Origin of the sequence: Bacillus pretiosus, assembly GCF_051294775.1 — a bacterium.
In the GTDB taxonomy this organism is placed as follows: Bacteria; Bacillota; Bacilli; order Bacillales; family Bacillaceae_G; genus Bacillus_A; species Bacillus_A wiedmannii.
Genome location: NZ_JBPPHF010000004.1, coordinates 336,404 through 353,657 on the forward strand (window position 1 = coordinate 336,404; position 17,254 = coordinate 353,657).

Genomic DNA, 17,254 nt, shown 5'->3' on the forward strand with positions numbered 1-17,254 from the left:
TATAATAGAATTATAGAAACCAATATACATAAATAATTCTCAACATAAATTTTAATATTAAAGAGGCAAGATCAAGACGTTGCATCAATTGTAACAAAGATAATATCGCAGCATAAAAACAATAACTTTTTAAGGAGTGCAATATGAAACCTTATACAAAATCAGTATTAGAGGATGGAGTTAATATAACACTAGATCAATTACTTGGAATTTATGCTAACGAGAAATCAAGGGGAGTTTACTTTACTCAATCCGATGGCTCTGAATTGTTTGAGTCTTATGAAAGTCTTTATTTTAATGCCAAATCCATCTTAGGGGCACTACAAAAGCAGGGATTTCAGAAGGGCTCTTATATTATCTTTCAGACAAACAATAATTTATTCTTTATAAGGTTGTTTTGGGGTTGTATTTTAGGAGGCATGATCCCCGTTCCTCTGTCTGTACCGCTAATTGCATCGCCTGACACTGAAGCTTTCAAGAAGTTAGTGAAAGTAAGTGAGCAGTTGTCGAATGCGTGGATAATTACTGATGAAAGAAATTTAAATACGTTTAGAGAAAGTTATGAAGCCAATAATTTGAAATACTTAGAGTATGAAACCTTAGCATGTAATATGGAAGAGGGGCAATGCGTTACAGTAGATTGTCAGGACTTAGCGTATATACAATATTCGTCTGGCAGCACAGGTAACCCTAAAGGAGTAAAATTAACACATGAAAATCTAGTTTATAATTTGGCACAGATAGTAGATCGTTTGAAACTAGACACAAATGATGTCATGGCTAGTTGGTTACCATTGACACATGATATGGGCTTGATCGGTTATCATTTAACTCCGATATTTGCGGGTATATCTCATTCCCTTCTAAATTCGCGTACATTTTTAAAGAAATCTTGGCTATATCTTCAAAAATGTGCGCAATTAAAAGCAACGGTGCTTGTAAGTCCGAATTTTGGATTAGACTGGATGATAAAGACTGTAAAGGATTCACATTTAGAAAATATTGATTTATCTAGTGTGCGAAACATAATGTGTGGTGCAGAACCAATATCAATGGATACCATTAGACGATTTTATGAAAAATTCTCGTCTTCTGGCTTGCGTGAAAATACGATCCATCAAGTCTATGGTATGGCAGAAGCTAGTCTGGCTGTTACTATTCCTGAAGAAGGACATAATAGAAGTGTATGTATTAACCGTCATAAAGCTCGTATTGGTCAAGAAGTGGAGTATATAGAAACGAAGGAGCCAAATGCAGCAGAGTTTGCCATAGTAGGAGAACCATTATATGAATTAGAAATATTGATTGTAGATGATGAAGACCACATCTTAGGGGAAAATTACATAGGCAATATAGTGATCAAGGGGAAAAATGTATTTGAGGGATATATGAATCATGATAGTTCCCCTTTTAATGAACAGGGCTTCTTCTGTACAGGAGATTTAGGACTTTTACGCAATGGAGAACTCATTGTAATGGGCAGAAAGAAGGATATTCTGTTTGTAAATGGTCAGAATTATTATGCTAGCGATATAGAAAATATGTTAACATTGGCGATCCCAGAGTTGTCTCAAGTCGTTGTGTGTGGTGTTCGCAATCCGTCATCGATCAGGGATGAAATTATAGTATTTGTACATAATCGAAAAGATGCCAAGGCATTTTTGCCACTTGCCCATCAAGTGCAGGATATGGTATTAGAACGGGTTGGAATAGCTGCAGATTATGTAATTCCAATAAAAACGATACCGAAAACAACAAGTGGAAAGGTGCAACGTTTTCTTTTAATAGAGCGATTTGAGAATCATGAGTTTGATGAAGTTATCGCAATAGCTCCATATTCTTATCAGAGTATCAAGGAATCTGCAAAGAAGTCAGCATGGAACAAAACGGAGATTGAAAATCAAATCGTTGAAATTGCAAAAGAAGTATTCTCTATCCCTTCTTTGAAAGTAGACGATACGATTTCTCGGATGGGAGTTAGTTCGTTAACGTTGATTCGTTTCCAGGATGAAATAAATCAACGATTTCAAGTCGAAATCCCTATTGTAAGCCTTTTCAAAATGTCTACCCTGGAACAAATAATTAAGATGGTTGAGGAACAACTAAAGGCAGAGGATGTCAATGCATCCGAATTAACAGGGAATAAAGACATGTGGTATGAGCCGTTCCAGGTAACAGAAATACAAGGAGCCTATTTAGTTGGAAGACAAAATATTATGGAAATGGGTAATGTCTCCACACATGCCTATTATGAGTTTGAAACAGAATTAGATATTAAACGCTTAAACGATGCATTGAATCATGTTTTAGAGCGTCAGCTTATGCTGCGTACTATTTTTGATGATACAGGAATGCAAAAAGTTCGGCGTTCTAATTCTTCTTATGAGATTTGTATTGAAGATTTACAAGACTTGTCTTTAGAGGATCAACAAAAACGTATATTGGAAAAAAGAAATAGCAGGTCACATTTTGTTTTCCAACAAGATCATTGGCCATTATTTGAGTTGACTGCATTTATTCTTGGTGAGAAGAAAAATTATCTCTTCCTGGATATTGACTTATTAATTGCTGATGGAGGCAGTTTATTAATTTTAATACAAGAGATAATGGATTATTATGAGAAACCGAATATGGAGATTAAACCTTTAACATTCCAATTCTCAGATTATGTAAGGGCATTGGAGAGCTTTCGTGAATCTTCCGCCTATCAAAAAGCTCAAGACTATTGGCAAGCCAAAATAGAGGATTTTCCCTATGCACCTCAGCTACCATTAGTTTGTGAGCCAGAATTCATAGAGAAACCAATATTTCATAGAATGGAGAAAAGTCTGACAACTGATCAATGGAATATTGTGAAGGGCCTGGCAACTCAGTACGGTGTAACACCATCTGTATTCTTATGTACAATTTATGCGGAAGTTTTGTGCAAATGGAGCAATCAATCCAGAATGGCACTTAATTTAACATTATTTAATCGACAGTCCTTTCATCCAGACGTAATGAAGTTGATTGGAGATTTTACATCAGTTTTATTGTTAGATATTGATTTATCTGTTCATCGTGCTTTTTGGGAGAAAGCATCTATGGTTCAAGATATATTATTTGAAGCAGTAGACCATCGTTTTTATAGTGGTGTTGATGTTATACGAAATATTGCAAGTAAGAGAGAAATGACTAGTAAAGCGATTATGCCAATTGTATTTACTAGTATGTTATTCGATAAATCGGAATTTGCAGATACGTTGACGAAATTAGGGAAAATTAAATACGGAATAAGCCAGACCCCTCAAGTATTTTTAGATTTCCAAGTCACGGAAAGAGACGGACAATTAATTATGACTTGGGATTATGCAAAAGATTTGTTTGATGAAGACATGATCAGTGCCATGTTTGAAACGTATCAACTTCGATTGCAGCAAGTTATAGACAATAAACTTTCATCTATGCCGCTGCCTGTAACACAGTATCAACTACTGCTTGATTACAATCGTACACAAGGAGATTATGAAGGGGATTTACTGCAAAGATTAATAGACCAGCAATGCCAGAAGACTCCCGATGCTATTGCAGTCAAATTAGGACAGGATACATTGACCTATGGCGAGTTGGCGAGAAAATCCAATCAGGTCGCTCGTTATTTAGCAGAACAAAACTATGCGCTCAATTCTTATATTGGAGTTTGGGCAGAGAGACGAATTGAGACCATTGTAAATATGGTAGCTATTTTAAAAGCCGGCCATGCTTATATTCCTGTTAATCCGGAACATCCTGAGGAAAGAATAAAATATATCGTGGAACATAGTGATATCAAGCTCATGATTCATCCGGATTTATATGAAACAGAGAACCTTTCCACCTATAACGATGGCGCCTTAGAACTGTTAGAAGGCTGCCAGCAGGATAGAGCCTATGCTATCTATACGTCAGGAAGCACTGGACATCCTAAGGGTGTTGTGATCACCCATGAAGCAGTAGTGAATACATTATTAGATATTAATGAGAAATTCCAAGTAAATAGCGAAGATAAAATCATTGCCCTATCATCGATGAGCTTTGATTTATCCGTCTATGATATTTTTGGAGCACTCATTAGCGGAGCTCAGTTAGTATTAATTCCAGATCTTTTAGATATGGCCAGTATTCATCAGATCATGATCGAAGAAGAAATCACGATATGGAATTCGGTTCCGGCAATTATGGATATGTATCTAGAAAGCACAAAGCAAGACACGGTGCATAGCACTTCAGCAGAGCGCTTACGTATGGTGATGCTAAGTGGAGACTGGATTTCTCTTGGTTTGCCAGCGAAAATCAAAACAAGAATGCCAAAAGCACAAGTCATCGGGTTGGGTGGAGCAACGGAAGGCTCTATATGGTCCATATATTTCCCAATCACAGAAGTGAAGCCAGAGTGGAAAAGTATCCCTTACGGCTATCCGCTGAAAAATCAACAAATTTACGTACTGGATGAATGTGGGGAAGAATGCCCAGTAGGCGTACCAGGAGAACTGCATATTGGTGGAAAAGGAGTCGCCGTAGGTTATCTCAATGAAGAAGAGAAGACGAAGGCCGCCTTTATCAACCATAGATTAGGTTATCTGTACAAAACAGGTGATTATGGTGTCATGCGTCCGGAAGGATATGTAGACTTCCTGGGAAGAAAAGATAGTCAAGTTAAGATACGTGGACATCGTGTCGAACTAGGAGAAATAGAACACTGTATCAATCATTTGCCACATATTCACCAGTCCGTCGTCGCTGATTACAGTGATTCACATGGAGAGAAGCAATTGTGTGGGTATATTGTTGCAGATGAGACCGTAGAATTGGCAGAAATAACAAGAGAGTTTGCCAAACATCTGCCTGATTATATGATCCCGGCACAATTCATACAGGTAGATGAGATTCCACTATCTGCAAATGGTAAAGTAGATCGTAAATTATTGCCGAACCCGGAACAGTTTATTGAAGAAACTAAGATGATAAGGGGTTATGAGGCACCAAAGACCCAGACGGAAAAATTGGTAGTAGAGGCATTTGAACATGTACTTGGTATGGAAAGAGTAAGTGTAAATGACAATTTCTTTGATTTGGGTGGAGATTCGATTAAGGCTATCCATATTCTAAACAAGATAAGAGAAGCTGGATACGATAGCTCCATGCGAAATCTTTTGATGGAGAGAACACCAAAGCTAATAGCCATGAATTTATCCACAAAAAAAGAAATTATGCCTGCGGAGCAAGGAGAAATAACTGGTGAAATTTCACTGACACCAATTCAAAACTACTTCTTCGCACAAAATATGATAGATCCTGGACATTTTAATGTATGCCAAGTGTTTAAGGTTCGTGAAAAACTAAATGATCTGGCACTACAAAAAGCTTTATCTGCGTTAGTGCAGCATCATGATATGTTGAGAGCTACGTACAAAGATAAGAAACAGGTTATAGGGAAAGTAGAAGATAAGAAATGGTACGGCTTTACAAAAATAGCATGTGAATCTGAAGAGATTCAGGAAAAAATTAAGACAACGAAAGTAAAGATGGATTTGGCGGAAGGACCATTATTGCAGGCTGTTTTATTTAGTACGCCGGAGCAAGATTATATGATGTTGCTAGCTCATCATATGATAATGGATGTGATTTCCTGGCGGATTTTAACTGAGGATTTGGAGAAGGGCTACTCTCAAGCTTTGAATCAAAAAGAGATAACATTACCAGCTAAAACCGTTTCCTTTAAAGTATGGAGCGAAGGATTAGCTTATTACAGCCAGAGTGAAAAGTTAAAGAGAAGGTTAGCTTACTGGTCAGAAATAGAAAATAAATTGGTTGATGGTAAGTTAAAAGAAGATGGAATTGATGATAAATTCGAACCAAAGACAGCCGTGGCATGTCTTAATGCCGCTATCACAGAAAAGTTATTAAAAGAAAGTGCACATGCTTATAATACAGAGATTAATGACTTGCTTGTAGCAGCACTAGGACGTGCGGTAAACAAAGTAACAGGTCAGAGAACGCTTGCTATACAGATGGAAGGACATGGTCGTGAAGAAACAGTAGGCTCTTTTGATTTAGGTAGGACAATAGGATGGTTCACTAGTATATATCCCGTAGTTTTAGATGAGTTAGGCACTAATATTGCACAGGATATTCGAAATACGAAAGAGACACTACGACGCGTACCAGGACATGGAATTGATTATGGCATCATAAAGAATGCAGCCATGGGTAATCCAGAAGAAATGGATGTAGAAGTGGCACCAGATATATCATTTAATTATCTTGGAGAACTAGGAACAAAGAAAGAATCTGGCGATCTATATTTCGAGTTTTCACAATTAGGTTATGGACAGGATACGAATCCTCGTAATCAATTTGGACCATCCATTAACGTCATAGGTCATGTGCAAAAAGGTAGTTTATCTATGACAGTAACCTGCAACAGCAGTCGTTATTTGGCTGAGAGAATTGAGCAAATAGGAAAAGCATATGAAGAAGAACTGATAGCAGTCGCAGAACATTGCTCCCACGCACAGAAGAGTGAGTCAACGGCAAGTGATTTTGGTGAGAGCGTATGGAAAGATAGCGAATTTTGTTATGTACAGGAAGCTGTCGAAATCCGCGGCCAGGAAATTCAACGCATCTATCCATTGGCTCCTGTGCAAGAGGGAATGCTCTATGAGAAGCTTATGGATGAATCATCTACAAAATATGTTGTTCAGCAGACGTTGCGATTGGCAGATGTAGATGTAGAGAAGATGCACAAAGCTTTTAAGTATTTAGCAACACAGCATGATATTTTACGTACAAAAATCTGTTATCGGGGAGTAAGTGTACCAAGACAAGTTGTATTGAAAGAAAGAATGCCGGAATTTAATTATATGGAAGTAGATAATGAATCGGATTATCTTGATTTAAAGGAACAAGATGTAAAACGAGGATTTGATTTAGAAGAAGATACACTACTTCGTATGAATCTGATAAAAATAAACAACAGTGGTTATCGGTTGATCATGACAAACCATCATATTATTTTAGATGGTTGGTGTTTGCCAATTTTGCGTAAAGAATTATTTAGTGCGTATATGGCAACAGATGAAGAACAATTAAAAACACCTAATCAGGCTGCTTCTAATAAAATGGGTAGCTATGAAAAGTTTGTCCATTATATAAATGAAAAAGATAAAGAGACGAGCCTTAAATATTGGGAAGACCTTCTTCAAGGATATGAGACAAGGGCTGATATTCTACCTTTAGGTCGTCCAGATGAAACAGAAGAAGAGAGTCAGAGCCAAGAGTTTAAGTTAAGCATAGAGGTAACTGAACAAGCAGAAGCGATATGTGCCCAATATGATGTAACATTGAACACGCTAGTAGAAGCTTGTTGGGGCGTTTTATTGGAAAAATACAACTCAACAAATGATGTTGTATTTGGAAAAGTTGTATCTGGTAGAAATGCAGAGATTGAAGGTATTGAAGAAATCGTTGGTTTATTTATCAATACAATACCCGTACGTATATCGACAACAAACGAAGACACCTTTGCCGATTTGTTGAAATCATTACAGAGCCAGGCAATTATTGCAAATGAACACGATTTTCTTCCCTTAGCAGAAATACAGAATCATACTTTATTAGGAAGAGATCTAATTGGAACATTATTCTTCTTTGAAGGCTATCAAGGAACAAGTATAAATATTGATGGCAAATTAAATGTGGAATCCGAATATTACCGCGAACAAATTGGGTATGACTTGGGAATGACGGCATTTAAGAGTGATCGTATCCATTTTAGAATTCTTTTCAGTACAAAGCTATATAACAAGGAACAAATAAACATTATTGGTTCCCATCTGCAAAGGCTTATGGAACAAGCAATTGCAGCACCACAGACGAAATTAATCGAATTAGGCATGACCAGTGAAGCAGAAGAAATGAAAGAATTAGTACAGTTTAACGCAACGGACAGCGACTATCCAAGAGACAAGACAATTGTACAATTATTTGAAGAACAAGTAGCAAGAACCCCCCATAATACAGCAGTTGTATGCGGGAATGAGCAATTGAGTTACGCTGAATTAAATGCTCGTGCCAATCAGCTTGCATTAAAGTTACGACGGGAATACCATGTCCAGCCTGATGATTTTGTTGCGATTATAGCAGAAAGAAGTTTGGAGATGGTGATCGGGTTATATGCCATCCTAAAGTCGGGTGCAGCATATGTACCCATTGACCCATTGTATCCAGAAGAACGTATCGAGTATATATTGGAAGATAGCCAGCCTAAAGCGGTTTTAATTGGTCATGGAAAGTATAATATTTCTCCTGAAAAGGTTGTTAACTTATATAGTGAAAGCAATTATGGAGAAGGTGCAGGGAATCTAGAACATGTAAATACTCCTCGTGATCTTATTTATCTGGTTTATACATCGGGTACAACAGGAAAACCAAAAGGGGTTATGGTAGAGCATCAGAATATAGTCAATCAGCAGATGTGGACACAAAGAGAATACCCATTACACGAGGGAGAATCTCTTTTAATGAAGACCACTTGTGCATTTGATGTTTTTGCCTGGGAAGTATTTTGGTGGATGTTAGCGGGTGGTAAACTTGTTATTTTGCAACAAGGAGAAGAAAGTCAAAGTGATAAGATCATCAAGGTAATTCAGGATTATAAAGTCAATGCAATCCAGTTCGTTCCTTCCATGTTCAATATGTTTCTAGAAGAATTAGATATGAGCAAAGAAAAAATAAATACTCTGCGTTATATCATTAATATTGGTGAGAAACTGAATGCGGAAAGTGTGAGACATTATAATCAATTAAGGGAAAAAGGACAAGTAAGAGCAGAACTACTGAATCTCTATGGTCCAGCAGAAACTACAGTTAATTCCAGTGGATATCATTGTCCAACATGCTTAGATGTAGATAAAATATTAATTGGTAAGCCTATTAGTAATACACAAATTTATATATTATCAAATGAAAAAATAGCCGGAATAGGTGTACCAGGGGAATTATGTATTGCAGGAGAAAGTGTGTCGCGTGGATACTTAAATCGTGAAGAATTAACAGCTCAGAAATTTATTAAAAATCCTTTTGGTTCAGGAATGATGTATAAAACAGGTGATCTGGCACGGTGGATACCGGATGGAAATATCGAGTACCTTGGCCGTATAGATGATCAAGTTAAGATAAGAGGTTTCAGAATCGAACCAGGAGAAATTGAAAGTACTTTGATGGAGCTCGAAGGAGTTAGTGGAGCAGCCGTTGTAGTACGACAAGACAAGCAAGGAGAAAAATATCTGTGTGCTTATGTAGTCGTTCATACAGAAATAGAAGAATTAGACGAAGATACAATCAAGAGTGAATTACGCAAGAAGTTACCAGACTATATGGTTCCTGTGTATATTATTCGAATTGACCAAATTCCATTAAGTCATAATGGAAAGCTGGACAAAGCGGCACTACCAGAACCAGAATACAAGCCTAAGGAATATGTAGCACCAATAAATAGAGAAGAGAAGTTAATAGTTGAAGCATTTGAGAAAGTCCTTGGAATAACAGGAATTAGTGTCAATGATAGCTTTTTTGACTTGGGTGGTCATTCACTGAAAGTTACATTATTGTGTAATGAATTAGAAAAGACAATCGGTATAAGACTGCAGCTTAGTGAAATATTTGCTTTATCTACACCAAAACGTATTGCAGAAAGAATTGGAAGCTTACAACAGGATCGTTTTTCGGAAATACCGAAAATAGCTGAAGCAGAGTTCTATCCTATGAGTTCTGTTCAAAAGCGACTTTATCTTCTCAATGAGATAGTAGGTCCTAGTACTTCCTATAACATTTCGAATGTCATAAAATACGAAAACACTCTGGATAAAGAGCAGTTACAGGGAGCATTAGATAAGCTCTTAGAGAGAGAAGAAGTATTAAGAACCAGCTTCCATCTTATTAATGGAGAGCCAGTTCAAGTGATTCAACCAGATGCGAGAGTAGTATTGGAATACAAAGAAGCAGATACACTAGATATTCAAGATGAATATGATCGTTTTGTTTGCCCATTTAATTTATTCAAAGCACCTTTGATGCGGGTTAAGTTATTACAGACACCACAAGCTTCATACTTGATGCTGGATATTCATCATATTGTTTCTGATGGAGAAAGTCTGCCTATTATGATGAACTGGATAAGCGAGTTATATGAAGGAAATACTTTACCAATCCCAAGGCTTCATTATAAAGATTTCTCTGCTTGGCAAATGACTCAGGATATTACGAAGCAGGCGGCATATTGGAAAAACGAGTTCTTAGGCGAAATTCCAATACTTAATTTGAATACAGATTTCCAACGTCCTAAGAAAAAGAGCTTCAATGGTGCCGACGTAAAAACTAAGATTGAAGAACCAGTTTTTATGGAAATAAAAGAATTAGCGAAGAAGCATGGTGCTACGGAATTCATGACTATGTTATCAACCTTTATGATTCTATTGAGCAAATACAGTCAACAGGAAGAAATTGTAGTCGGAACTCCTGTATCAGGTAGAACCCACGTTGATACACAAGAAATGCTGGGGATGTTTGTAAACTCCTTGGCTATCAAAGGAAAAGTGAAACAAGAGGAGAGTTTTGAACAAGTATTGCTTGGAGTAAAAGAAAAATGTCTTCGTGCGTACGATAATCAGGACTTTCAATATGAAGACTTGGTTGAGGCAGTAGATGTAAAGAGAGATTTATCAAGAAATCCATTATTTGATGTAATGTTCATGATGCCAGAGAGTGAAATTATGTCTGGTTCAAAGAGCATTGTGAGTGGAACATGGGTACCAATGGAAGGAAAAGTAGCTAAGTTTGATCTGAATTTAATGGTAATACACACATCAGAGGGTTATGTGGTCAACTTAGAGTATTCTACAGATTTATTTAAACAGGAAACGATAAAGCAAATGCTGGATGATTATGTTTTATTACTATCAGAAGTTATAAAACATCCAGAAGAGCGTTTGCAAGAGCTACTTAAGAAAGAGGATGTTAAGAAAGAGGAGAAAGATTCGACCCAAGCAGAGCTTGATCATCGTGCCAATCATCTGGCACAGCAAGTTTCAGATTTGATGCGGGCATTGCAGCAAAGAGATCAAGCTTATTGGAAGGCAAAAGTAGACAATTTCCCGCATGCACCTCAGTTACCACTTCTTCCAAATGGGAATGCTGTAAACAACGCAACAGTAAAACGTTTAGAAACGAGAATTGCTGCGACAGACTGGGCGATTGTGAGAAACAAGGCTTTGGATAACAAAATTGCACCATCTGCGTTATTGTGCACAATATATGCGGAAGTTCTATTTAAATGGAGCAATCAATCCAATATGGCACTTAGCTTAAATCTGTTTAGTAATCAGCCTTTTCATCAAGATGGAATGTCTCTGATGGGGGATTTCGTATCGAAATTGTTGTTAGATATCGATTTATCATCTCATAGACCATTTTGGGAAAGAACTACTGAGATTCAGAATCGGTTATTTGAAGCGTTAGACCACAGATTTTACAGTGGGGTTGATTTCCTGCGTGATCTGGCTGAACACCGTGGTCAAGAAGGTCAAGCTATAATGCCAATTGTATTTACGAGTATGCTTCGTGACGAAGTAGATTTTTTCAATGCCAATATAGGTAGTAGGGGAGAATTGAAATACGGAATAAATCAGACCCCTGAAGTGTTTTTGGACTTCCAAGTTGCGGAAAGCGACGGACAATTAATTGTGACTTGGGATTATGCAAAAGATTTGTTTGATGAAGACATGATCAGTGCTATGTTTGAAACGTATCAACTTCGATTACAGCAAGTTATAGACAATAAACTTTCATCTATGCCGCTGCCTGTAACACAGTATCAACTACTGCTTGATTACAATCGTACACAAGGAGATTATGAAGGGGATTTACTGCAAAGATTAATAGACCAGCAATGCCAGAAGACTCCCGATGCTATTGCAGTCAAATTAGGACAGGATACATTGACCTATGGCGAGTTGGCGAGAAAATCCAATCAGGTCGCTCGTTATTTAGCAGAACAAAACTATGCGCTCAATTCTTATATTGGAGGTTGGGCAGAGAGACGAATTGAGACCATTGTAAATATGGTAGCTATTTTAAAAGCCGGCCATGCTTATATTCCTGTTAATCCGGAACATCCTGAGGAAAGAATAAAATATATCGTGGAACATAGTGATATCAAGCTCATGATTCATCCGGATTTATATGAAACAGAGAACCTTTCCACCTATAACGATGGCGCCTTAGAACTGTTAGAAGGCTGCCAGCAGGATAGAGCCTATGCTATCTATACGTCAGGAAGCACTGGACATCCTAAGGGTGTTGTGATCACCCATGAAGCAGTAGTGAATACATTATTAGATATTAATGAGAAATTCCAAGTAAATAGCGAAGATAAAATCATTGCCCTATCATCGATGAGCTTTGATTTATCCGTCTATGATATTTTTGGAGCACTCATTAGCGGAGCTCAGTTAGTATTAATTCCAGATCTTTTAGATATGGCCAGTATTCATCAGATCATGATCGAAGAAGAAATCACGATATGGAATTCGGTTCCGGCAATTATGGATATGTATCTAGAAAGCACAAAGCAAGACACGGTGCATAGCACTTCAGCAGAGCGCTTACGTATGGTGATGCTAAGTGGAGACTGGATTTCTCTTGGTTTGCCAGCGAAAATCAAAACAAGAATGCCAAAAGCACAAGTCATCGGGTTGGGTGGAGCAACGGAAGGCTCTATATGGTCCATATATTTCCCAATCACAGAAGTGAAGCCAGAGTGGAAAAGTATCCCTTACGGCTATCCGCTGAAAAATCAACAAATTTACGTACTGGATGAATGTGGGGAAGAATGCCCAGTAGGCGTACCAGGAGAACTGCATATTGGTGGAAAAGGAGTCGCCGTAGGTTATCTCAATGAAGAAGAGAAGACGAAGGCCGCCTTTATCAACCATAGATTAGGTTATCTGTACAAAACAGGTGATTATGGTGTCATGCGTCCGGAAGGATATGTAGACTTCCTGGGAAGAAAAGATAGTCAAGTTAAGATACGTGGACATCGTGTCGAACTAGGAGAAATAGAACACTGTATCAATCATTTGCCACATATTCACCAGTCCGTCGTCGCTGATTACAGTGATTCACATGGAGAGAAGCAATTGTGTGGGTATATTGTTGCAGATGAGACCGTAGAATTGGCAGAAATAAAAAGAGAGTTAGCCAAACATCTGCCTGATTATATGATCCCGGCACAATTCATACAGGTAGATGAGATTCCACTATCTGCAAATGGTAAAGTAGATCGTAAATTATTGCCGAACCCGGAACAGTTTATTGAAGAAACTAAGATGATAAGGGGTTATGAGGCACCAAAGACCCAGACGGAAAAATTGGTAGTAGAGGCATTTGAACATGTACTTGGTATGGAAAGAGTAAGTGTAAATGACAATTTCTTTGATTTGGGTGGATACTCGCTTAATGTAATCCGGCTGTGTAATGAATTAGAGAAGAGCACAGGGGTAAGGTTACCACTTAGAGAAATTTTTGATTTAGTTACACCAAAAAATATTGCAGAACAAATAAAAAACTCAAAGGAGAATACGTTTGAAGAAATACCAGAAATAGCAGAAGCAGAAAGCTATTCTATAAGTTCAGCTCAAAAGAGACTTTATCTTTTGGACCAACTAACAGGCCCTGGTATAACTTATAATATTCCTTTAGTAATCAAGCTTAAAGTTAAACCAGACAATGAGCGACTTCAGAGGGCATTGGATCAATTAGTAGAGCATGAGGAAATTTTAAGGACAAGTTTCCATATCGTGAATGGTGAACCAATTCAAAAAATTTCTTCAGATGCAAGAATTGTGCTGGAGCACAGTGAAGTAAAGACAGCAGATTCACAGTATATCCAAGATGAATATAATACTTTCGTCCAACCATTTGACCTGTCAAAATCACCACTAATGCGTGCAAAAATACTGAATACTCCAAGTGATTCATATTTATTCCTGGATATTCACCATATTTTATGTGATGCAGGAAGCATGCCAGTTATGCTTTACAAAATACAAGAGTTATATGAAGGAAGAGAATTGTTAACACCACGAGTACAGTATAAAGACTTTTCTGCTTGGCAAAATGCTAGAGATATCACAGAACAGGCAGCGTACTGGAAGAAAGAATTCTCCGGTGATATACCAGTCCTGGATTTAATCATGGATTATCCACGCCCTCATAAACAAAGCTTTAGAGGTGCTAATTTCCGAACACAGGTAGAAGAAAAAACGAGTATTAAAGTAAAAGAGTTAGCGAAGAAGTATGGTGCAACGGAGTTTATGGTGTTGTTATCCACCTTTTTCTCTATGTTAGGAAAATACAGTCGACAGGAAGAAATTATAGTAGGAACGCCAATATCGGGCCGAAACCATACGGATACCCAAAATATGTTGGGCATGTTTGTAAACACTCTGGCAATCAAAGGGAATGTGTGCGCTGATGATACATTTGAGGATGTATTATTACGTACAAAAGAGAAATGTTTACAGGCATACGATAACAAGGATTATCAGTTCGAGGATTTAGTTGAAGCAGTGGGAGTAAAGAGAGATTTCTCAAGAAACCCAGTATTTGATGTGATGTTTGTATTGCAGGACGATGAGAGAGAGAGTTATTCGGATCGTATTCATATTGGAACAAGGGAATCCGTTGAAGGTAGTATTTCTAAATTTGATCTTACCTTAACCATGATAAGTGATTCAGAAGGCTATAAGATTGATTTTGAATATTCTACAGACTTATTCAAACCAGAAACGATCGAGTACATGGCAAAACACTTCTTAACATTAATTGAAGGAGTTTTAATGTCTCCGGAAAAGAAGCTGCAGGAGATTGCCATGGTAGATCTGTACGAAGAAGCAAAAATATTGGATGAGTTCAATATGACGGATGCAGAATTCCCTCAAAATATGACGATTGTGCAGTTACTTGAAGAGCAGGCCGCCAGAATACCTAATAGTATAGCCATCACATTTAATGGACAACAGATGACCTATGCACAATTAAATGAACGGGCGAATGCTCTGGCAAGAAAGCTTCGAGAGGACTATAACATTCAACCCAATGACTTTGTGGTGATCTCAACAGAGAAGTGTTTGGAGATGGTGGTGGGTATATACGCTATTTTAAAGGCTGGAGCAGCTTACGTACCGGTTGATCCATCTTATCCAGAGGAAAGAATTAATTATATCATTAATGACTGTAAACCAAAGGTCGTATTATGCAGTACAAAAGAACCTGAAGTTGACATTCCTGTCATGCATCTTCATGATGAGGCAAATTATCAAATGGAATGCAGTAACCTTGTTCATGTAAATCACTCAAGTGATTTGATGTATGTTATTTATACCTCAGGTACGACGGGCCGGCCAAAAGGTGTTATGGTTCAGCATGTAAATGTAGTGCGATTACTCAAGAATGACAAGTTTAAGCTTGATTTATATGAAAATGATATTTGGGTTCAATTCCATTCTTATTGTTTTGATGTTTCGGTTTGGGAAATATTCGGAAGTCTATTGAATGGAGCAAAGCTTGTAATACCTTCTGAGGATACAGTAAAAGATGGATATGCCTTCGGAGAGCTGCTCCAAAAAGAAGCGGTAACCATCTTATGCCAGGTACCTTCACCATTCTATGCGTTGATCGATGCAACGACAGGACAAACCATAAATAGTTTACGATATGTTATTTTTGCAGGGGAGGCACTTTATCCAGCACATTTGAAGAAATGGCATGAGAACAATAGACATTGTCGTCTGGTTAATATGTACGGGCCAACAGAAACCACGGTATACGCTACTTATCGCGATATTGATGCTGAAGCCATCGAGAGAGGAATTAGCGATATAGGAATGCCACTTCCAACATTAAAGATTTATATATTAAATGGAAATGAACTTTGTGGAATTGGAGTTCCGGGTGAGGTATGTATAACAGGTGAGGGTGTATCTCAAGGATATTTAAATCGACAAGACCTGACAGACGAGAAGTTTGTACACAACCCATTTGGATCCGGAAAGATGTATCGGACAGGTGATTTGGCACGTTGGTTACCTAACGGAAACATTGAATATATTGGACGGATGGATGACCAAGCAAAAATCAGAGGATATCGTATTGAACCACGAGAAGTAGAAAGCCGTTTATTGGAGCTTGAAGGCATAAATGAAGCTGTAGTCATAGTGCGAGAAGACAAAAGGAATGAGAAATTCCTGTGTGCCTATGTAATAACTGAGACAGAAATAGAAGAAAAGGACGTTAAGATCAAGTTAAGTAAAGTATTACCAGATTACATGGTGCCTGCACATATTATTTCGGTTGATGCGATTCCACTTACAAGTAATGGGAAACTTGACAAAGCCTCATTACCACAGCCGCAGTATAAGTCAAAGGAATATATTGCACCACGAAACGAATATGAAACTCTGATCGTGCAGGCATTTGAGAACATTCTAGATATTGAAAAAGTCAGTGTAACTGATAGCTTCTTTGATCTAGGGGGATCGTCACTGAAAGCAGTGCTCTTGTGCAATGAATTGGAGAAGGCCATAGGAGTAAGATTGTCAATTAGAGATGTTTTTACTTTTGGTACGCCCGAGCAGATAGCGGGAAATATCGAGTCGATTGAGAGCGAGATGTTTGTGGCAATGGAACAAGCTTCAGCAGCTGAATACTACCCTACAAGTTCAGCTCAGAAACGACTCTATCTTCTGGACGAGATGACCGGACCTAATATTAACTACAACGTATCGGACGTTTATGCTTATGAAGAACCGCTAGATAAAGAAAGATTACAGAAGGCTTTGGATAAGCTGTTAAAGCAAGAAGAAATCTTGCGAACTAGTTTCCATGTTGTGGACGGTGAGCCTATTCAAACGATTTCTCCAGACGCAAGGGTTTTAATAGACTACAGCGAAGTGGACGAAATAGATATACAAACAGAATACGATAAATTTATACAACCGTTTGTTTTATCCGAAGCACCGTTGATGCGTGTGAAATTAATGAAGACAACAACGGCCTCCTATCTATTTGTTGATATTCATCACATTATATGTGATGGAGAAAGCCTGCCAGTTATACTGCAACAAGTGAACGAATTTTATGAAAATGATGAAACTGATCATGAATAAGAGGAGAACTT

Annotated in this window: 1 protein-coding gene; it reads left to right on the plus strand. The window is 37.8% G+C overall.

From position 1 onward, the window contains the following. The first annotated feature begins 143 nt into the window (after window positions 1-143). Window positions 144-17,243, plus strand: coding sequence for a non-ribosomal peptide synthetase (locus tag ACSG5Z_RS21880; protein ID WP_435712097.1), 17,100 nt, complete (start codon window positions 144-146; stop codon window positions 17,241-17,243). The last annotated feature ends 11 nt before the right edge of the window (window positions 17,244-17,254 follow it).